The 24,060-nt window shown below is 37.0% G+C and carries 29 protein-coding genes; 3 read left to right on the top strand and 26 right to left on the bottom strand.

From position 1 onward, the window contains the following. Positions 1–25: 25 nt before the first annotated feature. The 18 genes from METBO_RS01395 to METBO_RS01310 all read right to left on the bottom strand — a co-directional run bounded on the left by METBO_RS01395 (position 26) and on the right by METBO_RS01310 (position 11,016). Positions 26–295, bottom strand: a complete 270-nt coding sequence (locus METBO_RS01395) for an energy-converting hydrogenase B subunit P (RefSeq protein ID WP_013643878.1) — start codon at positions 293–295, stop codon at positions 26–28. Between the two features lie 52 nt (positions 296–347). Continuing rightward, positions 348–1,337 carry a respiratory chain complex I subunit 1 family protein gene (locus METBO_RS01390; protein ID WP_013643877.1) on the bottom strand — a complete coding sequence of 330 codons (990 nt, stop codon included), beginning with the start codon at positions 1,335–1,337 and terminating at the stop codon, positions 348–350. A gap of 12 nt (positions 1,338–1,349) precedes the next feature. Beyond that, positions 1,350–2,483, bottom strand: coding sequence for a hydrogenase large subunit (locus tag METBO_RS01385; RefSeq protein ID WP_013643876.1), 1,134 nt, complete (start codon positions 2,481–2,483; stop codon positions 1,350–1,352). 41 nt (positions 2,484–2,524) lie between these two features. Further along, positions 2,525–2,971 carry an NADH-quinone oxidoreductase subunit B family protein gene (locus tag METBO_RS01380; protein WP_013643875.1) on the bottom strand — a complete coding sequence of 149 codons (447 nt, stop codon included), beginning with the start codon at positions 2,969–2,971 and terminating at the stop codon, positions 2,525–2,527. A 57-nt stretch (positions 2,972–3,028) separates the two neighbouring features. Then, on the bottom strand, positions 3,029–3,517 hold the full coding sequence (locus tag METBO_RS01375; protein WP_013643874.1) for a 4Fe-4S binding protein: 489 nt from the start codon (positions 3,515–3,517) through the stop codon (positions 3,029–3,031). Beyond that, positions 3,514–4,875 carry a 4Fe-4S binding protein gene (locus METBO_RS01370; protein WP_013643873.1) on the bottom strand — a complete coding sequence of 454 codons (1,362 nt, stop codon included), beginning with the start codon at positions 4,873–4,875 and terminating at the stop codon, positions 3,514–3,516. Before METBO_RS01370 ends, METBO_RS01375 begins: the two co-directional genes overlap by 4 nt. Before the next feature lie 49 nt (positions 4,876–4,924). After that, a complete protein-coding gene (locus METBO_RS01365) occupies positions 4,925–5,173 on the bottom strand; it encodes a hypothetical protein (RefSeq protein WP_013643872.1) in 249 nt (82 codons plus the stop codon). Further along, positions 5,174–5,647: an MnhB domain-containing protein gene (locus tag METBO_RS01360; RefSeq protein WP_013643871.1), complete on the bottom strand. Its 474-nt coding sequence runs from the start codon at positions 5,645–5,647 to the stop codon at positions 5,174–5,176. It lies immediately after the preceding gene. Beyond that, the gene (locus METBO_RS01355) at positions 5,644–5,928 is read right to left on the bottom strand and encodes an energy-converting hydrogenase B subunit H (protein WP_013643870.1); all 285 of its coding nucleotides are present in this window, start codon (positions 5,926–5,928) and stop codon (positions 5,644–5,646) included. Before METBO_RS01355 ends, METBO_RS01360 begins: the two co-directional genes overlap by 4 nt. Continuing rightward, positions 5,921–6,259, bottom strand: a complete 339-nt coding sequence (locus METBO_RS01350) for a hypothetical protein (protein ID WP_013643869.1) — start codon at positions 6,257–6,259, stop codon at positions 5,921–5,923. Before METBO_RS01350 ends, METBO_RS01355 begins: the two co-directional genes overlap by 8 nt. A gap of 15 nt (positions 6,260–6,274) precedes the next feature. After that, complete coding sequence (gene ehbF, locus METBO_RS01345) at positions 6,275–7,777, bottom strand: energy conserving hydrogenase EhbF (protein WP_013643868.1); 1,503 nt, start codon at positions 7,775–7,777, stop codon at positions 6,275–6,277. Positions 7,778–7,885: 108 nt separating this feature from the next. After that, positions 7,886–8,251 (bottom strand): cation:proton antiporter subunit C, encoded by a 366-nt coding sequence (locus tag METBO_RS01340; RefSeq protein WP_013643866.1) that lies wholly within the window; start codon positions 8,249–8,251, stop codon positions 7,886–7,888. Position 8,252: 1 nt separating this feature from the next. Next, positions 8,253–8,486, bottom strand: a complete 234-nt coding sequence (locus tag METBO_RS01335) for a DUF4040 domain-containing protein (protein WP_013643865.1) — start codon at positions 8,484–8,486, stop codon at positions 8,253–8,255. Next, positions 8,483–8,755 (bottom strand): cation:proton antiporter, encoded by a 273-nt coding sequence (locus tag METBO_RS01330; protein ID WP_013643864.1) that lies wholly within the window; start codon positions 8,753–8,755, stop codon positions 8,483–8,485. The genes METBO_RS01335 and METBO_RS01330 overlap by 4 nt, the downstream gene beginning before the upstream one ends. 4 nt (positions 8,756–8,759) lie before the next feature. Then, positions 8,760–9,017: a monovalent cation/H+ antiporter complex subunit F gene (locus METBO_RS01325; protein WP_013643863.1), complete on the bottom strand. Its 258-nt coding sequence runs from the start codon at positions 9,015–9,017 to the stop codon at positions 8,760–8,762. Next, positions 9,014–9,325 (bottom strand): monovalent cation/H+ antiporter subunit E, encoded by a 312-nt coding sequence (locus METBO_RS01320; RefSeq protein WP_013643862.1) that lies wholly within the window; start codon positions 9,323–9,325, stop codon positions 9,014–9,016. Before METBO_RS01320 ends, METBO_RS01325 begins: the two co-directional genes overlap by 4 nt. Before the next feature lie 229 nt (positions 9,326–9,554). Next, a complete protein-coding gene (locus tag METBO_RS01315) occupies positions 9,555–10,241 on the bottom strand; it encodes a metal-dependent hydrolase (RefSeq protein WP_013643861.1) in 687 nt (228 codons plus the stop codon). Positions 10,242–10,296: 55 nt separating this feature from the next. After that, positions 10,297–11,016 (bottom strand): succinylglutamate desuccinylase/aspartoacylase family protein, encoded by a 720-nt coding sequence (locus METBO_RS01310; protein WP_013643860.1) that lies wholly within the window; start codon positions 11,014–11,016, stop codon positions 10,297–10,299. Positions 11,017–11,116: 100 nt separating this feature from the next. Between METBO_RS01310 and METBO_RS01305 the strand changes: the two genes are divergently transcribed. Next, positions 11,117–12,298, top strand: coding sequence for an argininosuccinate synthase (locus METBO_RS01305; RefSeq protein WP_013643859.1), 1,182 nt, complete (start codon positions 11,117–11,119; stop codon positions 12,296–12,298). Positions 12,299–12,346: 48 nt separating this feature from the next. Continuing rightward, positions 12,347–12,604 (top strand): pro-sigmaK processing inhibitor BofA family protein, encoded by a 258-nt coding sequence (locus METBO_RS01300; protein WP_013643858.1) that lies wholly within the window; start codon positions 12,347–12,349, stop codon positions 12,602–12,604. Here the strand turns inward: METBO_RS01300 and METBO_RS01295 are convergent, their stop codons facing one another. Then, positions 12,605–14,083, bottom strand: coding sequence for a bifunctional ADP-dependent NAD(P)H-hydrate dehydratase/NAD(P)H-hydrate epimerase (locus METBO_RS01295; protein WP_048186306.1), 1,479 nt, complete (start codon positions 14,081–14,083; stop codon positions 12,605–12,607). 223 nt (positions 14,084–14,306) lie between these two features. On the opposite strand from METBO_RS01295, the gene METBO_RS01290 reads away from it, so the two are divergent. Next, positions 14,307–16,247, top strand: coding sequence for a 3H domain-containing protein (locus tag METBO_RS01290; RefSeq protein WP_013643856.1), 1,941 nt, complete (start codon positions 14,307–14,309; stop codon positions 16,245–16,247). A 53-nt stretch (positions 16,248–16,300) separates the two neighbouring features. Here METBO_RS01290 and fhcD read toward each other — a convergent pair whose 3' ends face one another. The 7 genes from fhcD to METBO_RS01255 all read right to left on the bottom strand — a co-directional run bounded on the left by fhcD (position 16,301) and on the right by METBO_RS01255 (position 23,524). After that, positions 16,301–17,194: a formylmethanofuran--tetrahydromethanopterin N-formyltransferase gene (fhcD, locus tag METBO_RS01285; protein WP_013643855.1), complete on the bottom strand. Its 894-nt coding sequence runs from the start codon at positions 17,192–17,194 to the stop codon at positions 16,301–16,303. Positions 17,195–17,304: 110 nt separating this feature from the next. Continuing rightward, positions 17,305–18,321 carry a UPF0104 family protein gene (locus METBO_RS01280; protein ID WP_013643854.1) on the bottom strand — a complete coding sequence of 339 codons (1,017 nt, stop codon included), beginning with the start codon at positions 18,319–18,321 and terminating at the stop codon, positions 17,305–17,307. A gap of 111 nt (positions 18,322–18,432) precedes the next feature. Next, positions 18,433–18,915 (bottom strand): metallophosphoesterase, encoded by a 483-nt coding sequence (locus tag METBO_RS01275; RefSeq protein WP_013643853.1) that lies wholly within the window; start codon positions 18,913–18,915, stop codon positions 18,433–18,435. A 76-nt stretch (positions 18,916–18,991) separates the two neighbouring features. Then, positions 18,992–20,755 carry an MJ1255/VC2487 family glycosyltransferase gene (locus tag METBO_RS01270; RefSeq protein ID WP_013643852.1) on the bottom strand — a complete coding sequence of 588 codons (1,764 nt, stop codon included), beginning with the start codon at positions 20,753–20,755 and terminating at the stop codon, positions 18,992–18,994. A 72-nt stretch (positions 20,756–20,827) separates the two neighbouring features. Continuing rightward, a complete protein-coding gene (locus METBO_RS01265; protein WP_013643851.1) occupies positions 20,828–21,832 on the bottom strand; it encodes a hypothetical protein in 1,005 nt (334 codons plus the stop codon). Between the two features lie 323 nt (positions 21,833–22,155). Next, on the bottom strand, positions 22,156–22,479 hold the full coding sequence (locus METBO_RS01260; protein ID WP_013643850.1) for a YbjQ family protein: 324 nt from the start codon (positions 22,477–22,479) through the stop codon (positions 22,156–22,158). A 190-nt stretch (positions 22,480–22,669) separates the two neighbouring features. After that, positions 22,670–23,524, bottom strand: a complete 855-nt coding sequence (locus METBO_RS01255; RefSeq protein WP_013643849.1) for a C39 family peptidase — start codon at positions 23,522–23,524, stop codon at positions 22,670–22,672. Between the last annotated feature and the right edge of the window lie 536 nt (positions 23,525–24,060).

Genomic DNA, 24,060 nt, shown 5'->3' with positions numbered 1-24,060 from the left:
TGGTTATAAAAGGAATTGGAGGAAATTATCCAGTTTCTTTTTCCTTTTTCAATTGGTCTAATTTGAGTTTGGCCCTTCTGAAATTACTTAAAAAACTGTCCTTTTCTGTTATTGGCGTAATTTCAAGTCCGAGTTGACGGTGTTCTTCGATCCATTCTTCGTTAAATACTGGGATCTCCATTTTTATTGGTTCTTCAGTTGGATTTACCACTATAAGGTTTCGGTAAGGAAACTGTGTTTCGACTATATATCCTCCAACACTCACGATATGCATTGGACTTACAACGAACTTCATTCAATCACCATTTTTAATTCTTCATTTTCTTTAGTCTTTAAAAATTTGAGTATCATAAGAATGATACTACTATGCCCAGTATTCCTATGATTGAAACTCCTGCAACTGCGGGGTAGAACTGTTTGTTGGTAAATATGGGTGAAAATGCACTCATAATTGCCATTAATATTGGGAATATTAATGCGACTGCAATTGTTATCAGAATATTCCAACTGAATAGGTTTGGCGGAATTCCCAAAAATAATGTTGTAAACAGGCTAGCCAACACAAACATGAGGAATCCTCGGGTAATGTAAACATAAGCCCTGTATTTAGCAGCGTATTCCATCAATGGACCTTCTATCACATCGGCCTTAGTTTTCAATATGACGAATGGGTACTCGTTTAGGAGTATCATGTATCCAATGAAGAATACTATTGCACCTAGTACACCGGCCATTGTGAAAAGAATTGGACCATGAATCTGCTGATAGTTCACAATTCCACTCAGGTAAATGGATTTTGAAAGTGCCACCGGTATAAATAGTGCTATGTAAAGTGGAAACGAACCAAATGCTATTAACCTAAATGCCCTCAGTGAACTGAGTTCTTCCATAAAAGTTCTGGTTGTGTTTGGATGTTTAGCTCCCTTTACTATGTCTGGAAATGGCATATTAAGTGACATTATTGATTTAGATAGGGAACCCATGAACATATAAATGACTTCTTCAATCTTCAACAATCCCACAATTGCTATTATACTTGTTAGTGCTGCTAATGCGTATAACTGTGGCATTAAGAACAATAATATGAATATTACTGATAAAAGACTTACTAATGGAAGCGCATTGTACAGTTTGGGCATTGGTGAATTTGGGTTTATTGTTTGTTTGAAGAAAAATTTAAGGGGCGCCATAATACCTGCACTGGATATTGGTGGACCTACCCTTTGTTGTATTCTTGCGTGAACAAACTTCCTCTCAATCCCTGGAAGCCATACACTGACTATTAATGCAACTAACAACGTTCCTATTACGGCTATTAGGGAATTTACTGCTGTCATCATGATCTCCTTTTATATTTTGATTATCTGAATTGCACGATCTGTGCATGTGAAACAGGGATCGCACTGTACAATCGCAAGCTGAGCATCAGTTATATGATGTCCCACCGCTGCGTACTGCATAGCACCTATGTTAGTAATGGATGGAGTTCTTACAATAGAATTTCTCACCCTTCCATCTTCCAAAGCATATGAATGATAGAGTTTTCCCCTTGGAACTTCGATATAACTCTTGGTTATTGGTGCATCCTGCATATCCCAACTTCTGTTGGTAATTTTTCCATCTGGAAGATGTTTTATGGCCTGTCTAATGATATTAATGGCCTCCGGAATTTCTAAAACCCTCATGAGAAGGTTAGATTTTACATCCCCATCATCCTGAGTAATCACATTGAAATCGAATGGTTCGTAGGCCTCCATCTCAGTTCGAACATCTGTTTCCACACCTGTAGATCTCAAAGTTGGACCCGAAGCTGCGAGTTCAATTGCTTGTTTTCTGGTTAAAACTCCAACTCCAGTTATACGTGACATGATCATGGGATCTGAAACAAATCTGTCTGCAAAATCCAAGATCTTCTCTTCGATGATGTCCATTCCTTCACTGATCTTTTGGATCCTCATGGCATCAAGTTCACATCTGGGCCTTACACCGCCGATGATGGAAGCTCCATACTGAACCCTGTTACCTCCAATCATTCTGAGAAGTTCCATCACTGTTTCCCTTATGTAGAATATCCTCATTGCAAATGTTTCGTGTCCCAAAACTTCGTTTCCATGTGCTAGATAAAGTAGGTGGCTGTGCAGCCTTTCAAGTTCTTCCATTATGACCCTTATGTACTGAGCACGTTCCGGAACATCTATTCCAATGGCTTTCTCTGCAACAAGGACAGAATTCCATATGTGGCTGTTGGAACATATTCCACATATCTTCTCTGTTAAACTATTTGCCTTCTCTACAGGAAGACCCTCCATAATCCTTTCAATACCCCTATGATTAACTCCCACTGTTATCTCAGCATCCTTAACCATTTCATCCTCTACAAATAATCTGACCCTGTAGGGTTCAATTGCAGCAGAGTGCACCGGGCCCATTGTAACTTCTGTTTCAATGACATTTTTTTCGGTTATCTTGTTATTTTCATTCATAAATCCACCTTCAAATGAGTTTTAAGATTTAATTTACCCAGTTATTTAGCATCCAAGAGCAAAGGTAATGCTGAAACCACACCTGAAAGTACATCTTCAGGCCTTACAGCACATCCTGGAACCTTTGCATCGACTGGTATGATATTATCTACAGGTCCCATAATTTCCTCTGAGGGGATATCACCATGTATGTTCTTGTATACTCCCCCCATGAGAGCACATGCTCCTGCAGCTATGACTGCCTTAGGTTCTGGTATCGCATCGTAAATTTCCCTGAGTGGTTTCTCGTTGTGTCTTGTTACAGGGCCTGTAACAACCAGTACATCTGCCTCTCTTGGATTCCAAGTTAGAAATACTTTGTACTGTTCAGCATCGTACTTTGGTGATAATACACAGTTAACAATTTCAATATCACAGCCATTACATCCGCCTGTATAAACAAGCATTACGTGAACAGCTCTTGCCCTTGAATATGATTTTAAGCTCATATTATTCCTCTTAAGGTCTAATTATTTTTATGATAATTTTTATTCAATGAAATTTTATTAGTTTTCTTTCCTCTTTTTTAGTATGGTGGAGTCTGCTAAGTATTGTGATATGAAGGCTACTTTATCATCTGATATTTTCACTGGTTTATCTAGAAGTTCTGAAATATCTGATTCTACAATCCCCACATCATTCGGATGGATTGTGCCTGCCTCTCCAAACAAAGCGTATAATGGGCAGAAATCATGGCAATAGTAACAGTTCACACATTTTAAACTATTAAGCACCGGTATTTTATCCTTAACTAGTCCTTCCATCAACTCCACTGGTTCTGGGAGGTCAACCATCTCTATTGCCTTGGTTGGACATGCATTGGAACATCCACCGCAACCTATGCATGATTGTTCTGCCACCTTTTCTGTTGGGACTACCCTTCCCTCGAGGATTTTGCTCCGGAGTTCCATGTCTGTAACCCTGTCGGATGCAAAGATAATTCTCTTAGTGTTGTTGATTATTCCATCCAGGAATATTCTAATTAAATTTTTCATTCTGATACCTCAAATTCTCTTTCAAGTATAATTGCCTTTGCTGGACATGCATTGGAACAAGCTCCACAGTATATGCATTTAGAATCATCCACGACGATATTTCCCTCAGAATTTTCATTGATGGCATCTTCCGGACATATTTTGGTGCAGAGTTTACATTTCATGCACATTTTATCCTGTACAAATGTGAAACCTTCCTTAATAGATTTTTTAAGGGTTGCGGTTCTTGGTATTGCGCTGACTGGACAATGAATGGCACATTTTTCACATAAAATGCATTTATCCATGTCCACATCTATAGAACCTCTTCTTAATGTTATAGCACCTTTTGGACATAATTCAGAGCATATACCGCAGGTTATGCAATCTTCAGATACTGTTCCATCCCATTTAATGTTCTTGAGTTTTCTTGCCTTGTTAACATCACAGACCTGTACACATTTACCACATGACACACAAAAGCCTTCAACTGCTCGATCAGGGTCTGCAGATTCCCTTATTGTACCAACTGGACATACTTCTAAACAATCCATTGTTGAGCATTCCTTGCAGAGTGTGGGGTCGTAACGGAGTTTTCCATCCACCACTTTCAGTGCGCCATGTGTGCATGCTTCGGCACATAGACCACAGTTTAAGCAGGAAACTATGGAACCTTCGATGGTTTCTCCTTCTTCAGGTTTTCTTATGTGTAGTTTGAAGTCCTCAGTGTACATGGCAGAGTTAGGACATTCAGAAACACATTTGAGACATAATGTACATTTGGTATCGTCAATAACTCCATCCTTTATTGCTCCAACTGGACAAACATCTTCACATATTCTGCATTCTGTGCACAGGCCTTCAGAGTCCACATCTACAATTATAGCGTTGGTTGGACAGTAATATTCACACCTTCCACAGAGTGTACAGTTTTCAGGATCTGTGCAGATATTAGTTCTGGTAGCGTATTCTTCCTCTTTTTTAACCCTTGAACCTGGTTGAATAGTGAGGTTGAGTGATTCTAAAAATTTAAGCTGTCTATCCTCTATAACATCTTGTGCATCTGCCCTTGCTTTAACTGGGCATGCATCAACACATATTCCACATCTTGCACAAATTCCCTTCACAACACCGTCCTCTATTTTGATGTTGTTAACTGGACATGTCATCTCACACACACCACAAGCATTACACTTGGCACGGTCGACAACGAATCCTCCAAATTTATTTTTAAATATTGCGCTGTTTGGACAGGCATCTTTACAGGCACCACATGTGATGCAACTGAATGCCTTTCCATCGATGATTCTGATGGCTTCAGTCGGGCATTCTTCAACACACTTTCCAATGCCTTCACATTTCTTTGTTGATAGGAACATGACATTTACCTTCTTATAATTTGATTAATTTTATTTGTTATTTTAACTGTTATCCTCTTCCGAATGTTAATTTACCCACAACTATACCTACAAATGCAGATATAAGTCCGTTAGCAAGTATTGAATCTGTGTAATATGGGAAAGGACCTAATTGGTATGCCATTACAATCACAACTATTGCCAGCAACACATAGACCGAAGCAGGGAAGTACATCTTGCTCTCGGGATTTGGTTTAATTCTTGTTCCGAGTATGAATCCAATTACGAATCCCAGAACAAGTGGGCCAATATAAACCATTTAGTTACTCTCCATTTTCTTTATAAGTTTATCACTCTCTAGGAAAGTTATCACAACTGCACTTAAACCAACCAGAACCTTTAACCCCACAACGAAATTGAGGTAAGGAATTATACCAGCATGTATTGGGTCAGGATAATCGAATATGTTGACTATGTACGGCGGAACTATATGGTACAAATCAACTCCCAAGTTGTAAAGGAAGAATCCTGTGGTGAATAAACCTGCAAGTCCCAGGAATATGTACCCTATAGCACCTATACTTTCTAAGGATGCCATGAAATTGTGACTAAGTTTTATAGGTGTTTTGTCAACTCCATACACCACTAAACAGAAAATTATTCCTGCTGCTATCATGGCACCGCCCTGAAATCCTCCTCCAGGTGTTATGTGTCCTCCGAGAATTGTGAGTGCACCGTAGCACATGAATACGACTGATGCAGGGAATGCAAATAGTTTTAAAATTGTACTCATTCTTCATCACCTCCAAGATCTACTTGGCCCCTTCCAAATATTAGAAGGGTAACTATAACTGCTGTTACAAGAATCAATGCTTCTCCAAGGGTATCGTATCCTCTCCAATCAAACACTACATTTGTAACCATGTTAGGAGCTATGTGAGGTCCTACCCAGTTATATATATAACTTATTCCTGGGTAGATCATTGTGGAAAAGTGGAATATTGACTGGAACAGTGTGGCTGCAAATACTAAGAGTGCGAGTCCTGCTATGATATTTCGAATTCCTTCAGACATTCAAATTCCCCCAGTAGAATAATGAAACTATTATCGCAAGTGCAACAATTACATAAAAACTCATGGTTGCCAGTGAATCATTTTGTTCTCTTTTCAACTTCGGCATGATTGGCATTGCCATGAATATTATCAGGAATACAATGACAACCAGGGCCATCATGAGTGCTCTGTTTAGTAATCTCAACATCACCACAGCTATTAAAAGGGAAGATATTATTGTGATCTCTGCAGTCAGCATTGAGGTGGCTGAAATATTTGTAACAGGACCATCATCTCCCGTTTCCATTTTAACGTCTTTTATCTTTTTCAGTATGAAATCATAGATGTTCATATAATCCCTCTTTCTTTATGCTATCCCCATAGCTAGCCCTTGTAAGTAATTGGTTGCAAGTTGTGGATACAATCCAAACACTAAACATATTATCAGTAAACAAACCATTGCCACGATTGTGACTTTAGGTATATTCTCGTTTTCTATAACGAGACCTGCTGGTTTTGGTCTCAAATATATGGTGTGGAAAGCCCTCATGAAAGTCATGAAAGTTACAATACTCAATAAAACCATTATTATGGCCACTTCAGGAAGTCCCGAGTTCAATGATGACTGGACAAGCATAAGTTTACTCTGGAATGCATTGAAAGGTGGAACTCCTGCCATTGCCAGTCCTGCTAAAAGCACCAAGAAAGCTGATTTTGGAGTTTCAACCAGCATCCCCCCAAGCTTTTTAAGTTCTGTTTCTTTGGTTTTGTACATTATGGTACCAAATCCTATGAAGAGTAAAGCTGTTATAACAGCTTCGTTAACTGCTTGGAAAAGTCCTGCTGTTATTCCAAATGCAGTTCCCAGACCAAATCCAACTCCTATGTAACCAAGTTCTCCAACTGCCAGAAATGCTATTAACCTCTTGAAATCTGTCTGGGTGATGGCCATGGTAATACCCAGCACCATTGCTATGAGCGAAATTCCAAGTATGAAAATTTCTGCAAAGTGGAGGTAGGAGAATATTCTAAGTATGATCACTCCAATAGCCACAAAGGTGAACACAGAGAATGCCTGTAAAACTGCTGCACCGGTTGGTAAAGCTTTACTGTACATCGCAGATTTTATAGTGTGGAAAGGTGGAAGACCTGCAGCATATAACCATCCGAAAATTATTAGACTGCCTGCCATGAGCAACACTGGACTGTGAGGATCCACCAGTCCTGTTCTTATGGAGTAAACAATATCAGTGATGTTCACGTTTCCTGTTACTCCCAACAGAAGTGCTATACCAAGAAGTAACATTGGTGAGGCTATGCTACCCAAAATAAGATATTTGAGTGCGGTTTCGTAGTTGTGATCAATTTTGGAAACAAGGACAATTCCCACCTGTGTCAGTGCAGCTATCTCAAAGAACACGTAAAGGTTGAATATATCATCTGAGAGTAACATTGCCATTACAGATGCAACTCCCATTAAAATGAGATATATATAAACTCCTGAAGGTTTTTTGACCTCATAAATGGAAATGAATATTGCAAAGAGTGCAACAAAACCCAAAATTGTAATCATTAATTTTTGGGCACTTCCAAATACGTAGGTAATTGCAGGGTGGAAAATATTAAGTGCAGAGCCTGTGATGAAACTTGGAAGTCCTGTTGCAATAGTAGGATTCTGTGCAAGGGGTGCATAACCACCGAAGTACTGTATTCCATAGCTTGCAAGCAGAGGTATTGTTGGAAGAAGTAAAGCAACAATTACAGATATTATTTTAACTACTCTACTCTTCTCGTGGAGGAGGTTTAAAAATAAAGCACATGTAATTGGTATTATTATCATCAACGGGATTAAAAGATTTTCTGTACTCATTTAACACCCTCCTCTAATCGAGGATTAACCCTGTAAACACCGAACTGGCTTGGAATTTTCAGTTGGGTGTTGACTTTTATACTATCTAATGAGAATTCTGAAAGCATTTCAATTATCTCCAAGAATCTTTGATGCACTTAAGGATCCGTACCTTTTATTAAGTACTATAATTAAGCCAAGCATGACTGCCATTGTACTGGCCCCTATAACAATACTGGTCAAAACCAGTGCAAATGGGAGGGGATATGCAGCATTCTGAGAAAATTCTGACATTGACATGCCTGGTAAAAATATGTATACAATTCCGCCTGCTTTGTAACCCATTGCAATTAGGAACAGGTTAGCACCATCACCAATGAATGCAAGGGATATAACCTTTTTTATTAGATTATCCAGGAATAATGCACCAAATATTCCTATAACTATCAGGGCGCCAGCAGTTAAAAGTGATGCTAATTGTGTATCCATTATCATGTTATTCCTCCACCCTGCGCGTTCTGTAAACTGCCAGAGCAAAAAATACCGGCACTATAGCTGATCCAACTATGGCCTGTGTCAATGCTACGTCGGGAGCTTGAAGATACTGGTAAAGCAAAGCTAGAGAAGCCCCGGGAATTCCAGTTAATATGGCTGCTTTTAGGAGATCTCGTTGTAATAACGTTATAATTGCTCCTAAAATTGTTGTAATCATAAAAACATATTCTATCATTGTTCTTCCTCCCCATAGAAGTAACCGTTGGCAACAGCGTGGGCTGCGAATGGTACCAGTATGAAGTAAGCCACTGCTAAGAGTGGTTCGTTGATAGCTAAAAGTGCAAGGATAAGAGCAGTGTCAGCAACCCCTAAAATATGAATACGCGCGTAAATTATGTTTTCAATATCATCCTTATACTTTAAGATCCCATATGCTGCTAAAAGCACCAGGAAAGCAGCAATGATGAGTATTGCCGATTGTATCAAAGTTATTATGTCTGTCACATGATCATCCTCTTAAAACTCTTGCAAATGCTATGGTACCCACAGGTCCCAGGAATACCAGTGCAGTTGCTATATCCCTACAAAAGGCTAAATTATAGATGTGTTGGATTAAAATTAGCATGACTGCTATTGAAATACTTAAACCTGACAAACCCACCAGTGCCATCGCTATTTTTTTTCTTGTTGTGATCCTTATTGTGGCCAATGCAAATATTGCAAGAGCCCCCATGAGAATGTATTCTGATATAAGCAGTATGTTCATTCTAACATCCCTTTTATATATGATTCAAATGGAATTACTTCCTCCACAGGCCGTGGGGATATGGTTGCAACCTTTAAAATACAGTTTTCAGAATCAAGATCGATTGAAAGAGTACCAGGTGTTAATGTAATGCTGTTCGCAAGTATGGCTTGGGAAACAGGTCTTTTAAGTACGGTCTTGATCTCAACCACCACAGGTTCTATATCTCCATTGATTATTCTTTTAATAACATCAATTTCAGCTTTGAGTATTTCAAAGAGAAGAACGATGAAATAAGCTATTCCATAGTAAATTCTGGTTATAAACATTGCGATTTACCCCATTTTCATACTAGCATAAACATTTAAATAAATTAACATGGTCGTAGGAAAGACAAAAACTGTACATTAATATCAGTTCAAACATGAATCATTTGAAAACCATGATAATTAATTCATCATTATAAAACATGATATATAAATAATTAACTAAATTATAATTTTTTTTTATAATTACGTTTACTCAAATACTAAAAATTAATTAAATTATATTAATTAATTAAAACCACATGAAATGGTTCCCGTACATCACAACCGATACCATTACGGCACCCAAATATAATCCTAGTAAAGTAAATCCTGCCAATTTATGAAATTTCTGAGAAGTTATGGGGCTCAAAAGCTCTACCCCTGCCTTTGTGAAAAGATCGAGTATTAAATGACTTATAGCCCCTATTAGTAGGGCTATGAAAACGTAATACGTATTGAATACCTGATTAGATGTGAATAACAGTGCCAGTATGATTATGAATGCATATATTGGGACTAGTTTCTTGTTTAAAATCACAATTCCCAGTATGAGAGAAATAACAATTAGAGTGATCTTGAGACTGATGCCATAATCAGTCATAAGGGTGTAAGCACCGAGAACAAAAAATCCCACACATGCACTTATAAATATTATTCCTAACAATGAATGCATGAACCCCCTATGTTCGGATAAATAGAATAGAAGAGCCATAACAGCTATTAAAATTCCAACTAGATATGGAAGATGTAGAATATATAGAATCAAAGCCAGAATAATTCCTAACAAACCTACTATGGTGATGTTCTTCTGATTGACCTGATGATCCATATCTATCATTGAAGCCCCAATGACAGCTAGAGCTATGTAAAAAACATCTTGAAAGAATGGGAAAACCATTATAATAGCTGCAAGGACATGTTCTTTATAAGACGGCATTTTAATCGATTTAAGTTTGTATTAACATTTATAATAATTTACCTATTCTCAACCATCACACCACATCGAAGTACTCCAGGTAAGATATCATCTGTCTGAGGGATGCTTCAACACTGCCTGCCCTAACCAGATTGTTTTCAGATAAAACCTCACAGGTTACTGCTGCAATATATTTAAGGTTGCATTCATCTTCTAATGCACCACCATACAATGCACCTGCCACCTTGTGACATATGACCTTCGATGAAGTGGCATTAGTTATATGTTTAGCAATCTTCACGCTTTCAGAGCAGGGTTTTTTTGAACAGAAGACACTCTCAATACCAGGATTGCTTCCAGGTTTGGTTGAGTGAAAATCAGCCAAAGATAACACTCCCAATGTATCTGTAGCCATTAAAATCTTGTTTGTAGCTGAACCGCTCTTCTTCGCAGATCTGTTCATATCAAAACCTTTGAACCTTCTTGAATTATTTTTGGTTGCGTTTGGAACTGCAAATGGAACAACGTATACTGTGCCATTTAAATTTTCAGCATCCAAATACTCTAAAAGTTCAAGTGCCGCAATTTGTGGAGGTAGTTCATTCCCATGCACTCCAGCAGTGATCATGACCTTGGGAGAACCATTACCCATCTTCATCATTGGAGTCCCATACCTAGCTGCTTTGATCAATTTGTAGGAAATATCTCCATCTGGAACATGATCCATGAGCACACTGTTTTGATCAATTGCTCCCCCTGTTTTATGAGTTACTATTGTTAGGTGTTTACTGGCCATAACTCCACCAAGTTTAAATTATAATGTTGTGAAATAGTTACTATGTATTTTAAACTGACAAATATAAATTGTTTACAAATTAATTTCAAGGTGATTTAATATGGAAAAAGTGGTTCTTGCATTCAGCGGTGGATTGGACACTTCGGTATGTGTCAAGTTACTACAAGAAAAATACAACATGGAAGTAGTAACAGCATGTGTCGATGTAGGACAACCCGAAGATGAAATAGAAAGACCAGCACAAGTTGCAAATAATATAGGGGTAAAAAAACACTACACCATCGATGCTAAACACGAATTTGCAGAAGAATTTATTTTCAGAGCGATTAAAGCCAATGCTATGTACGAGGGCTATCCATTGAGCACTTCCCTTGCAAGGCCACTCATTGCAATGAAAATTGTGGAACTGGCCAAGAAAGAACAAGCAGACGCTATAGCCCATGGTTGTACAGGAAAGGGAAATGATCAATTCAGGTTTGAAACAACCATAAGATCAAGTTCAGTGTGTGACATCATAGCCCCTGTAAGAGATTTGAATTTAACAAGAACTGAAGAGATGGATTACGCTGTTAAAAATGACATCCCAGTTCCTTCGGACAAACTATACAGCATAGACGAGAATCTCTGGGGAAGATCCATAGAAGGAGATATCCTGGAGGATCCAATGGTAGAAACTCCAGAAGAAGCATTTGAATGGACTCAATCAACAGAAAATGCTCCTGATGAACCTCAAAAACTTACAGTAACATTTGAAGAAGGTGTGCCTGTAGCAATTGATGGCGAAATGATGAATGCTCTAGAAATCATCCAGGAAGCTAATAGGATAGCAGGTTTACATGGCATTGGAAGGGTAGATATCATTGAAGACCGTATCATTGGCTTAAAATCCAGAGAAAACTACGAAACACCCGGTGCAGAACTACTCATAACAGCCCATAAAGCTCTTGAACAGTTAACACTAACCAGAGAAGAACTTAAATTCGGCGAAACCGTAACACAAGCATATTCGGAATTAGTTTACAACGGACTCTGGCACGAACCCCTGAGAGAGGATTTGGACTGCATCATAGATAACATGCAGCTAAGAGTTTCAGGAGATGTGATTCTGAAACTGCACAAGGGCAGTATAAGAATTTTAGCACGGGAATCCCCTTACAGTCTTTACAGTGAAGAGGCAGTTTCATTTGAAGACAAAGAGATGGATCAACGTGAAATAGCAGGAATGGTTAAGAATTACGGATTGCAAGCAGCCTGCTATCAAAAAGTTTGTAAAAACGAGTAAGTGATCTCATCTAATCACTATTTTTTTTAAGAATCAGGAAGCGAATCAATGGTACTTGAGACTGTATTGTTTGGAATTTTTATAGCAGTTTTATTAGCCATAGGACTGGTTATTCTTTTTAAAGCCGCAGGAATCATAATCAAAATCTTGCTCCACATGATCTTCGGAGTTGTAATGCTATTTATAGTGAACTTACTCCCTTTCATTGACATTCCATTGAACATACTGACTGTGCTTGTTGCAGGATTTGGAGGATTTATCGGAGTTATTTTGCTGGTTATTCTTAATTTAATCGGATTTATCTAACTATTTTTCTTTGAATACCTTTGGTATTTCATTTATAACATCCGTAGCCAAAAAATTGTAACCATATGATTTCTCTGCAATATCCCCCGCAGTACCATTGATGTAAGAACCTAAAAATGCAGCTTCAAAAACATCATGGCCCTTTGAAATCAGCCCTGCAACTAATCCTGCTAAAACATCCCCTGTACCTCCAACAGACATACCAGGATTTCCAGAGGAATTAAGTTTAGTTCTGTTTCCATCTGAAATAATATCAACAGCCCCTTTAAGCAGGATTGTGCATCCCAACTCAGCTGCAGTACCTTCCACTGTTTTAATTTTATCATCCAGATCTTCAGGAAGATCAACCTGGAAAAATGCCCTAAACTCCGCTTTATGTGGCGTCAATACAATTTTTTTATCAGAATCCTTTACAACATTCCTATCCACAATTTTTAATGCATCTGCATCTAAAACAATGGGTTTCTGAATTTTTTCAACCATTTCATTTAAAACTAGACCAGTTTCATCCTTTATTCCAATTCCACACCCTATCACAACTGAATCTGCACTGTCCGACAGTTCAAGTATGTCAGAAGAATCTTCGAAACGTACATAATCCTCTGAAAGATCTCTAACAATTAAATTTGGAGAATATGATCGTATGGAACTTGATACTGATTTTGGGCAGGCCACCATTGCAATATCCACTCCTGATCTTAGAGCTGCCAGTGCTGCAAGGGCGGGTGCTCCCGAATAATTACCATTACCTCCCAAAACCAATACTCGGCCGTTTTGACCTTTATGAGAGTTCATTTCCCTCCTGTTTAGTCTGAGAATATCTCCAGGTCCTGTGAATAGTTCAGCTTCCATTGGGATGCCTATATCACAAACAGTTAAGTTGCCAACATATTTTGTATCTGCATTTAACAGTCCTGTTTTTGGTTTGTGAAATGTTACAGTATGGTTTGCCATTACAGCCCTATCTGTAACAGATCCTGTCAGAGGATCCATTCCTGTGGGGATATCAACAGCCACAACCACAGCATCTGAATCATTTATAACTTCAACTGCAGTTGAAATGGGTTCTCTTAGTTTTCCTTTTACTCCAGTACCCATCATTGCATCGATAATAATATCTGCATTGGTTGGTTCAACTTGGGAAGAATCATGTATTTTAAATATGTTCAAAGAGGAGTTGTAAATTCCTAAATTCTGAATAATTTTCCAGTTCATCCTTGTTTCACTGGATTTGATCCCTGATTCTGTTCCTATAAAATAAAGTTCAACATTGTACCCTTTCTGAATCAGGTGCCTGGCAGCAACAAAGCCATCTCCCCCATTACCTCCTTTGGCTGCGTAGATTGCAACTTTGCACTTCTTTGATATTGTAAATATTTGTTCTGCAACACATTTTCCTGCATTTTCCATCAGTACAATTCTAGGAATCCCAAGAGCTTCAGAATTTACATCAGCAACCATAATATCCATTGGATCCATTTTTATCACCATAAACCAGATTCTTTTAAATCTTATTATACTATATTATTAATAACGAGAAAATTAATGATTTCGTATTTTTTTATCAAACATTACTACAAATATAAAGCCCTTATATTACAATAATTAACTGTAAATCATAAAACATTGAATTATTGAAAAATTGATTAGATAGTAAAAGGAATTCTAGTCTGGACATATAATTATTGATTCGGTGATTATCTTGCGCCCACCATACCTACCAATACTACCCTTGAGCAAAGATGCAGCAGATGAACCTTATATTCTTGCATTTTATGCAATTATAGGAGTACTGGTGCTTATTCTCTATGGTATTGTTGGTTCTATCTACATAATGAAGCTAGATCCTTTAAATTCTTTATATTTTACTGTGCAAACAATTGCTACAGTGGGTTTTGGTGACATTCAGCCTATAACTCCTCTGCAAAAAATTTTCACCATAACCCTTGTTATGGGCGGTGTTGCATTGCTTGCCTACGCATTTACACTTACAATTACGGTGGTAACTATGACTGTGGAAGAAATTGCATCAGGTGCCAAACAAAGAAAGATGATAGCTGCATATAACGACCATTTTGTTCTGTGTGGCTACGGAAGAGTTGGTAGTGCTGTGCATAAAGAATTGCAGAAAAGAAATATCCAAGTGGTAATTATTGAGAAAAATAAAGATGTTGTAGAGAAAGAACTCTGGCAGGACCCCCATGTTTTAGCAATCCCTGGAGATGCAACAGATGAAAACATTATGATTGATGCAGGGATAAAGAGGGCTAGGGGAGTTATAATCACCACTGGTGAAGATGTGGACAACCTTTTTATCACCCTTACAGCCAGGGAAATAAGTCCAAAAATATGGATAGTTACCAGGGCAAGTAAGGCAGAAAATGTTCGCAGACTCTACCGATCCGGTGCTGATAAGGTTATATCCCCTGAAACCAGTGGTGCAGAAGATATTTATTTCGCATCAATGGAACCCACCATCATGAAGATCACTGTAAAGCACAGTGTTGAGGATATTAGAAAGGAATCTGAGATCATACTGAAGTACGGTTGTACATTGGAAAATATAGAGTACCATCTTCCAGAATTTACTGAACCACTGGCAAGAAAGGTGGGTGTTTCAGACATCAGCCAGCTGAACAGATTTTTAACCAGCCTGGAAAATGAACAATCTAGAAAAAAATCTTTGGAAAATATTTACGAGTCAGTGAGTGGAATCCATTCACACTGGATATCTGGACCTAACAAAGAAAGTCTTGATAAAGTCACATCCCAACTGAAGAAAGAGGGAATTCTTCTAGGAATAAACTTAAACGAAGACGAAATTATGGAAGTGACCAAGAAAAACGGCAGAATGGTTGAAGTTGTTTTAAAACCCGAAATCAAAATTACAGAATCACACGGTGTCCGAGATATTAAAGAAGAATCTCAGATCATACTCAAACATGGCTGCACCATCGAAGATATTGAGTATTACCTACCGGGATTTCATGAACCACTCAAGAGGAAGATTGGACTTTCAAATAATGAAGAGATGGATCGTTTTTTAACCAAATTAAACCAGGATCCTGAAAGGATGGAGTCATTAGAAAGATTATATACTATTTCTGGAGGCGGAATTCATTCCCACATAATATCTGGTCCCGATACTGAAAGTTTGAGAAAAGTTGAAACTGAACTAAAGACCAAAGGATTTCTTTTGGGAGTGAATTTAACACCAGCAGAGATTAAACAAAAAATCACAGAATTTGGTAGGGTTTCAGAGTTACTTGTCAGACACAGGCCAAGTGAACTAGATGATAAACGGATCATAATCGAAAATGGCGGCAGAATATTGGATTCCAAACATTATTTACCAGGATTACGTCAGGTTGTAACTCGAAATCTATATTTGAAGGATGAAACGGACTTAGTAAAATGTGAAGAAGAGTATAAAAAACCCGATGCAAGAAGGTCCCTTGAAACTCTTTCGCAGATCTCTAGACAAGTGCATTCACACACTGTTTCTGCACGGGATGCTAAAACAATAATGAAAATTGTTCAAGAACTAACCAAGGCAGGAATTCTACTTGGAGTGGATCTTCCACTAGATGAAATCTGGACAATTGTTGAAAGCGAGAAAATCGAAGAGTTCTGTATACAATAAAGAAATCAATACATTTTATACCAGTTATTAAAAAAAAATAATGATTGATGTTTTTAACAAACATCATGTAGTTGTAACTGGTATTTACCTAGATTTCCGCCGAAGTTTCCTGCACTGATCTGAATAATGCCTGAAACTTTAACAGCTGCTTCTATACCTGCTTTCATTGCTGCTTTTACAGCATCTTCATCTACACCATCAATAACAATTTCGTAGACACCGTTTACATCTTCTGGTATTTGGCATCCCTCAACTTCGTCTTTTAATGTGACGCACATTTTTTCATTGGTTGATGCTCCCAAGAATTTGTACTTGTTGGAACCTACTTTTGAACCTGATGCCACGATTCCTCCAGGGAACGGAGTAATTGCTCCAGGTACTGCTTCAATTGCATCTACTGCTGCATCAGCAGCTAGTAATCCTGCAGGCTGGTTTTCAGCTAGGATAAAGAAATTTCCTCCTGCTACTCCTGCTTTTATACCTAATTCTGCTTCTACACAGAAATCTCCTGACATGAGTGGTATTGAATGAACCTTTCTTCCTTCAACATCAATGGTCTGTTCGTATCCATCTCCAAAGAACTTGAGTTTTTGGCCAGTTTTGAGTTTTTCATCTGGCTCATCTAACCAATCAAATACAGCTGTTGTAGCTGCGGTTAAAATACACATTCCCACACGTTCTAATAATTCATGATCGAGTTTGTCTTTGTTCATGTTACAGATCATTATGACGTATCCAGGCCTTCCATCAGGTGTTTCCTGAGGCGGTACGTAGCAGTCTATTCCTGCTTCTGCTGGGCATCCAATGACCGATGTTCCGTAACCTGTAGCTTCAGTAGCTGCCACCAGAGCCAATTTTTTTGTTGCTGCAGTAATAAGAATTCGGGATACTTTTATATCGAATGCTTCTGCAAAGTTATCTTCTATTTCCACTCCGTTTATATCCATGATTATCACCGACTGATCGTAGTTGAGAAATAGTTATAAATTTTTCCATTTAACTTTGGAAGCTGATATTAATGATTTAAAAAAAATTATGTATAAAAAGGGGTTGTTCACTAAAATTTGTCTGAAAATTCCTCCATCACACCAGAACCAACGTATGGAAGCATTCCCATGCCTATGAAAGATGTCATCCAGAATGATATTAACCTTTCAACTATGGTTGCAGCAGCACTGATTGATGGTGGAACTCCTGCTGCAGAGTACAATATTATCATTATGCCATCAACTGCACCCACTCCCCCTGGAAGTAAAGGAATCATTCCTATTAGAGTTGCAATAACAAAGACAGCTGCAATGATACCCAAAGGTACTGGAGTTCCAAATGATGAGAAAACTATGTAAACACGAATTATCTCCATGAACCATATCACAAAGGACAGTGGCAGACCATACATCAGAACCCTTCTGTCCCTTATCATAATATTCATACTGCTTTGGAAACCTTTCACTGCGTTAATGGCTTTATCTTCTATATCATAGTGCTTTTTCTTTGAAAATCTCTTGAAAACTCCAACAAACCACAGTGTGATCCTTTGACCCACTGATTCGTTTATACACATAAACAGAATTATGAAGAAGACTATGACTAGAACTATGAGTGAAATTATCAATGCTATGACAATCCATTCAGGTAGTTTTAAAGATAGAACTGAGTACAGTATGGTGATAATCGCCAGTAAAACAAATGGAAATGTGTCTAGACCTCTGTCAGCAATAACAGTGGCGAACGCATTTTCCATTGGAGACTTAGTGTATTTACCCAACATATAAGCCCTAACTGGTTCGCCGCCACCCCTACCACTTGGGGTTATGTTGTTGATTGCCAGTCCAACCATGAGCATTGGAAATATGTGCTTCTTTCTAATGGATATTCCTAGGGATCTGATAGTTATGGACCATCGTTGGGTCCACATTCCATATATTATAAATTGAACAGCCACTGCAAGTAACAAATACCATGGATTGGCTAATTTTAGGGCTTCTTCAATTTTTCCAGGTCCGATGAATATTATCATCACTGCTAAAATAGCAATTCCAACAATCAGTAGTCCAATGGTTTTACGATTCATAATAATAACCCAAATAATAATACAGTTTGTCGCCTGAATTTTTTTTAATTATTTTATATCGGTGATGAATTTTCTGGTTTATATAAATTTTCCATAACCAACCAGAATGTGTTACAAGTTAATTACTTCACAATTCAGATCATCGGGATCAACTAACACAACTGTCTGCTTTCCTGAAACATAACCACACACCTCGCCAGGATTTATAATTAATGTTTCACTCCCTTTTATTTCAAGTTCATGAGTGTGGCCTCTGATCAATACATCATATTTGCCACATTTTGCCAAGGCATCAACTATTTGGGGGTTTGTACCGTGGATTATGGAGAATTTCCAACCCTCGACAGAAATTTCTTTGAAATCTTCAATGAGACAAATCTCAGAATAGGCTTTTTTAAGACCTTCCCTTTCTCCATCATTGTTCCCAAAAACAGCCACCATTTCCGGCTCTAAATTTTTAAATTCGTTGGCAGTGAATGGAGATATGAGGTCTCCTGCATGTATAACAAGATCTACATCCATGGAATTGAAGGTTTCAACTGCCTTTCTAATTGCAGGAATATTATCATGACTGTCAGACATTATACCAATCATTTTATTAACTATTGTTTTTTAGTTTAATAATCTTTTGTGAAGCTAAACAAAACCTGTTTTGAACTCGTGTCAAAGTTTAGCCGGAATAAATTTCGATCTGACGATCAATTTCCCCTAAAATGGATTTGTTTCCATTTTGAGTATATGTTTTGAGTGCCTCATCATATTCTTCAAGATTCTTTAGAAAATTTTCTAAAACCTCGACACTGAGTTGTTCATGAAACTCACCGTAGCCCAGTTTTTCGAGGTAGATGGCATTTAGTATCTGTTCAAACTGTCCCTTAACAGGAACGCTTAGAACTGGTTTTTTTAGGTATATGGCTTCACTGAGTAGTGTGAATCCTCCATTAGCAATTACTGCTTTACAAGAACCTAAATCTTCGAAAAATTGGTCTTCATTAAATTTTCTGTATGTTAAATTATCTTCAACAGCATCTTTATCAAAACCATAAATAATGAAATTTTCTTCAAATTTCTTCAATAAATCTATCAGTTCCAGATTTGAAGAACTAGTCTGGTATACTAGGACATTATCTCCTTTAACTGGTTTTAATTCTAATATTTCTTTCCTTAAAATTGGTGGAAATATGGATACCTTTTCTGTGTTCTTTACTTCAGGATAGAAATAGGATGTGATTATGTACTTCTGTGGCCGTTGGATAAACGATCTGACAACTCCTTCAGCTTTGAGTTTATCTCTCGAGAACTTTTTGGGCACATCAATTTTACATTGGGTTATAACATGCATGTTGTCTATGCTTATCATTGGAACCCTTATGATCTTGCTTAGGATGTTAGAGTAAAATTCAAAGTCCGATATTATAAGATCTGGTTTAAATTTGTTTGCTATTCCATACAACAAACGGATATTGTCCTTAACATCCCTTGGAAGATATTTCATTGCGTTGATAAATGTTTTTTTATCGTTCACAGCATTATTTTCGTAGACAGTATTGAAACCATATATCCTGTAGACATCATCGAATTTTTGGGATAAAAAATCATAGGCCCGTTCACTTGCAAAAACCATCACTTCATTATCATCTTTAAGATGATCCAAAATCACTGAAGTCCGGATTGCATGACCCATACCCTCGCCACAAGCAGCATATATTATTCTTGGTTTGTACTTTTCATCGCTGCTGTGTCCAAAGTTGTAGTCGAGTTCATCTGCACTGATCTTCTTTCCCCTGAAATCATATATCGTGCTTTTGGTATACTTGAATGCCAAATCCTTTATTCCTTCTTCCTCAAGCCTTCTTGTAGAAACCAGGAGTCTTGGATTTCTTAAAACTTTGAATGTACTTATTTTTCCCATTCTTTCGATATAATCACTGTCTTCACCAAAATCTAGATCTTCATCAAACCCATTGATCTCGTTATGAAGCTTTTTGGTGGTTAAAATTCCGTAACATCCTGCGCCATGAGGTTTTATAGACTCAACACGTTTCATGAAAAAATTAGCAAATTTATGGAGGGCTTTGTCCACATTTTTATCGCTTAATGGTAGTATCTGAGTAATTGCTATTCCAAGATCCTTTTCTTCAAATTCTTCCATTGCAGATGCCAGATAGCCTGAACTCAGTACAACATCTGAATCTAAAAATAACAGGTAATCCCCTTCAGCAGATTCAGCCCCATTATTTCGCCCTATGGCAGGTAAACCTCCACTAATAACTTTACAACCAGTAGAAGCAGCAATATCTCGTGTGGAGTCTTTTGATCCTGCATCCGCCACTATGATCTCGTAATCTTTAAAATCTTGCTCCTTTATGCTGTAAAGAAGTTTGGGAAGATATTTCTCTTCATTGTACGTTGGAATAATGATACTTAACTTCACACTAATAAATTACACCCTCTGTATTGTAATATGTTTATATTTATCTTAAAAAATTATATCAATTTTTCGATTTCAGCCCCTGAAAAAAGAATAGCTATCCCATGAAACAAAAAACAAATGATATTTATCCTTTAATACATCAAATGAAGTGTTTAAAACTGTAAATTCGTTCATGTTAGCCGGCACTGTTATCACTGTGTTGTTACCCACTGCCATTTCATTTATAACGTTAAATCCCTTCACGGTCACATTCTCATGTTCATCTAAAATTGTTATCTCATACACATCGGGACTGCTTCCCATGAAGCTGATTATTATTCGTAAAATCAAAAGTAGAACTATGATCATTGAGGGTTTGACGAGATCTCTGGGGGAAAATGGTTTTTTTATGGAGTAAATCCCGAGTAAACCAGCCAACCCAACCATTGCAGGTGCGGAGAAGAGTCCTCCGTCCAACATACCAATCAGAGTTGTTGTAATTGCAAATATCAAGATAATATTTTGTATATCTGGACGTTTTTCAGTCGATAACACACCTAATATGTAAACAACTGGGAAAACAACGAAAATAACTGCTGCAAACCTCGGAATATAGGCTGCAATTGAAATAGCAGTATGTATATTTGATGGTAAATTTAGCCCTATGTCGGATATTAAAATGCCAAGCATTGATTTGTATACATGACTGTGTATTATACTACTGGTTCCAATTTGAGGACTCGTAGAAACAAAGGTTGTGAATATTGATACTCCAAATTTAAGCCGGATCCATATTTCTATCAAAAGTCCCACTACATAAGTAATTGATATTATAATAATCAAGAGTTTAAGATAGTAATTTCCAGGTTTATTGAATATATTTAATTTTTTTGGGAATTTAGAACTTTGAATTAACTGTGACAATATTAACAGGCTTCCCATTAACATGAAAAATATTATGGATTTTCCCTTGGAAGATCCCATGAGAAAAGGATAAGTTAATTCCAGAATTAGCTTATCAAAAGTGTTCACAGCGATCAAAACCAAACTAAAAACAATCATGATCAGCCCAATAATACTCAAACGATTAATATGCAATGGATCACCCTTTAAAAAAACAAATAGATTACAATAAACTTTTTTTTATCAACTTAAAATTGGAATGTTTTGTTTTCAATAGTTCAATTTCCTTCTAAACGTTATTGGATTTAACATTAATAGTTTACTAATTCTAAAAAAACGAGCCTCATTAAAATCTACAGGAGGTTTGTTTAATCGAATTGAGCTTTGAGAAATGGAAAATTAACTGAAAAATAGTTACCCAATAAAAAAAAAGTTGTTAACAATTTTTGTTAGTTTTTAATAATATCGAGAATGAATTGTTATTTCTGTTGAGAGCGGAATCGGGTCCCTTAAAAATATTATTCATATTTAACTGCAGTTCCGGTTACAGTCACCATTATGGTGTTTCCCATTGTTCCACCAAGGTTGTTGTATTTAATACGAATTCCTATAATGGCATTTCCACCTTTTTTACTTGTTTTTTCTTCCATGCTACCAATTGCAAGGTCACGGGCCTTTTTAAGTTCTTCTTCATATGCAGAGGTTCTACCTCCAACTACATCCCTAACTCCTGAAAAAAGATCTTTGTAAACGTTGGCACCCAGCAATGATTCCCCAGTTACTAATCCATAGTATTCAACGATTTTATGCCCCTCAATATTTGGTGTGGTTAATATCAGCATTCTAAACTTACTCCTCAAATTTTAAATGAAAATCATCCCACTATAATGTTATATCTTAATTTTATTTGTTGAATAATCATATTAATATTTTCTATAAAATCAACATGCAGTAGAACTAGTCAGATCAAAATAAAAAAAATAAGAAGTGTTTCAACTTCTTAACCTTTGTTTAAAGTTAAAAACTAAATTTTTACTTTACAAATATCACAGGTTTCGTTGTTCTTCCAGTAGAGACCACCCAATTCATTCTTGTGAGTAATGCATTGAAAGAAAGGGTCCTGTAACCATATGATGGATCAGCTATCTTTGCAAGTCCAGAATTCATATTCAATCCCATGAGTACAACGTAGTGTCCAGATGTATTTGGGTTTAAAAAAGACCTAATATGAAGTATAACTGGATGATTGGTTGATATGTACTTGTAAAGACCTGCCCAACCTACTGAAGAGAATTTTGAATCCCATGCACTAAGTTTGGTGCCGTAGATAGAATTTACTTTTTTCACAGCATTTATCAATCCAGAGTGTGTGGTACCCACATTTGAATTTGAACTGGAATAGGATGCAAGGGTCATTTCATTCAGTGATAAACCATAATCAGACAGCTCCATTTTAAGTGAAGACGGTCCACATGTGTAAGAAGTATCCTGATGATCATAAACCAGATTTTTAACTGTTACCCATCCGTTTGCGTAGGTTTTTACTACGATCTTAAGACCATATGCCGTTAAAATTTTTTGGAAACTTGCAATTGGAATTTTAGTAGTTCCATAACTCACGTAGTTTGGTAACCTGTTATTTTTGTTGTAGAAAGTTTGTGCTCGGTTCAATCCATCCTTTATTTGTGCCGTTGTTAGGCCGTAGGAATTGGTTGCAACCTTTTTAGTTGTAGTTTTTTTTACAGTAGTCGTTACATTTTTACTCGTTGTAACCGTTGACTGAACAGTAGTGTGAGACTGAACAGTGGTATTGGTTGTATTGGCAGCAGAAACACTACCCACATTCATGACAAGTGCTAATCCAAATATCATTAACACAGCCAACATTAATTCTCGCTTTATAATAACCCCTCCGCGCCGGAAATATCAATCAAGGAATTTTCCAGACTAATAAATAGTTAACAGAACAAAACATTTAAAAGCTTCGGTGGTAAAAATGAAATTAAACTGATTATAAAGCTTTTATTACCCAAAATACACCTTATAATCCGTTTGAAATACTCCTAAATTAATAACTTCTATGAATCCTTATATACGATAAATCAGCCCATATCAAACCATTCATTAAAAATAGAACCTGATTTAAACGTTTATTAATTGGCCATATCCCTCCGAATGTGGAACATCCATTAAAAAACGGGAACATTAGTGTGCCAAGCTTAATTTGTGCGATTTTAATTCAATTAAAGCTTATATATAGCTTAAAATTAATTTAAAACTGCATATAGGGTTTTATATGACTCTTCAGCGAATTAATTCTTGAAAATCCATTAAAACTATTTAAATCAATTTTTAACTGCAAACTAAATTTTGATCATTAAATAAACCAGTTTAAGAAATTTAAACTAAGTTTTAGGTTTAAA

It is taken from the genome of Methanobacterium lacus, assembly GCF_000191585.1.
GTDB classification, from domain to species: Archaea; Methanobacteriota; Methanobacteria; order Methanobacteriales; family Methanobacteriaceae; genus Methanobacterium_B; species Methanobacterium_B lacus.
This window is presented reverse-complemented; position numbering and strand designations above follow the sequence as displayed.

Coding starts and splice junctions, on each gene's coding strand:
- METBO_RS01315 (WP_013643861.1), bottom strand. CDS start 10,241: ATGCCGTCTTATAAAGAACATGTCCTTGCAGCTATTATAATGGTTTTC.
- METBO_RS01255 (WP_013643849.1), bottom strand. CDS start 23,524: ATGTTGGCTGTGTTAATGATATTTGGATTAGCACTTGTCATGAATGTG.
- METBO_RS01350 (WP_013643869.1), bottom strand. CDS start 6,259: ATGAACATCTATGATTTCATACTGAAAAAGATAAAAGACGTTAAAATG.
- METBO_RS01320 (WP_013643862.1), bottom strand. CDS start 9,325: ATGTTTATAACCAGAATTTACTATGGAATAGCTTATTTCATCGTTCTT.
- METBO_RS01295 (WP_048186306.1), bottom strand. CDS start 14,083: ATGGATCCAATGGATATTATGGTTGCTGATGTAAATTCTGAAGCTCTT.
- METBO_RS01395 (WP_013643878.1), bottom strand. CDS start 295: ATGAAGTTCGTTGTAAGTCCAATGCATATCGTGAGTGTTGGAGGATAT.
- METBO_RS01360 (WP_013643871.1), bottom strand. CDS start 5,647: ATGAGTACAATTTTAAAACTATTTGCATTCCCTGCATCAGTCGTATTC.
- METBO_RS01305 (WP_013643859.1), top strand. CDS start 11,117: ATGGAAAAAGTGGTTCTTGCATTCAGCGGTGGATTGGACACTTCGGTA.
- METBO_RS01300 (WP_013643858.1), top strand. CDS start 12,347: ATGGTACTTGAGACTGTATTGTTTGGAATTTTTATAGCAGTTTTATTA.
- METBO_RS01310 (WP_013643860.1), bottom strand. CDS start 11,016: ATGGCCAGTAAACACCTAACAATAGTAACTCATAAAACAGGGGGAGCA.
- fhcD (WP_013643855.1), bottom strand. CDS start 17,194: ATGGATATAAACGGAGTGGAAATAGAAGATAACTTTGCAGAAGCATTC.
- ehbF (WP_013643868.1), bottom strand. CDS start 7,777: ATGAGTACAGAAAATCTTTTAATCCCGTTGATGATAATAATACCAATT.
- METBO_RS01365 (WP_013643872.1), bottom strand. CDS start 5,173: ATGGTTTATATTGGCCCACTTGTTCTGGGATTCGTAATTGGATTCATA.
- METBO_RS01385 (WP_013643876.1), bottom strand. CDS start 2,483: ATGAATGAAAATAACAAGATAACCGAAAAAAATGTCATTGAAACAGAA.
- METBO_RS01380 (WP_013643875.1), bottom strand. CDS start 2,971: ATGAGCTTAAAATCATATTCAAGGGCAAGAGCTGTTCACGTAATGCTT.
- METBO_RS01260 (WP_013643850.1), bottom strand. CDS start 22,479: ATGCTGATATTAACCACACCAAATATTGAGGGGCATAAAATCGTTGAA.
- METBO_RS01335 (WP_013643865.1), bottom strand. CDS start 8,486: ATGATAGAATATGTTTTTATGATTACAACAATTTTAGGAGCAATTATA.
- METBO_RS01340 (WP_013643866.1), bottom strand. CDS start 8,251: ATGATAATGGATACACAATTAGCATCACTTTTAACTGCTGGCGCCCTG.
- METBO_RS01375 (WP_013643874.1), bottom strand. CDS start 3,517: ATGAAAAATTTAATTAGAATATTCCTGGATGGAATAATCAACAACACT.
- METBO_RS01355 (WP_013643870.1), bottom strand. CDS start 5,928: ATGTCTGAAGGAATTCGAAATATCATAGCAGGACTCGCACTCTTAGTA.
- METBO_RS01370 (WP_013643873.1), bottom strand. CDS start 4,875: ATGTTCCTATCAACAAAGAAATGTGAAGGCATTGGAAAGTGTGTTGAA.
- METBO_RS01325 (WP_013643863.1), bottom strand. CDS start 9,017: ATGAACATACTGCTTATATCAGAATACATTCTCATGGGGGCTCTTGCA.
- METBO_RS01280 (WP_013643854.1), bottom strand. CDS start 18,321: ATGAATCGTAAAACCATTGGACTACTGATTGTTGGAATTGCTATTTTA.
- METBO_RS01275 (WP_013643853.1), bottom strand. CDS start 18,915: ATGATTGGTATAATGTCTGACAGTCATGATAATATTCCTGCAATTAGA.
- METBO_RS01390 (WP_013643877.1), bottom strand. CDS start 1,337: ATGACAGCAGTAAATTCCCTAATAGCCGTAATAGGAACGTTGTTAGTT.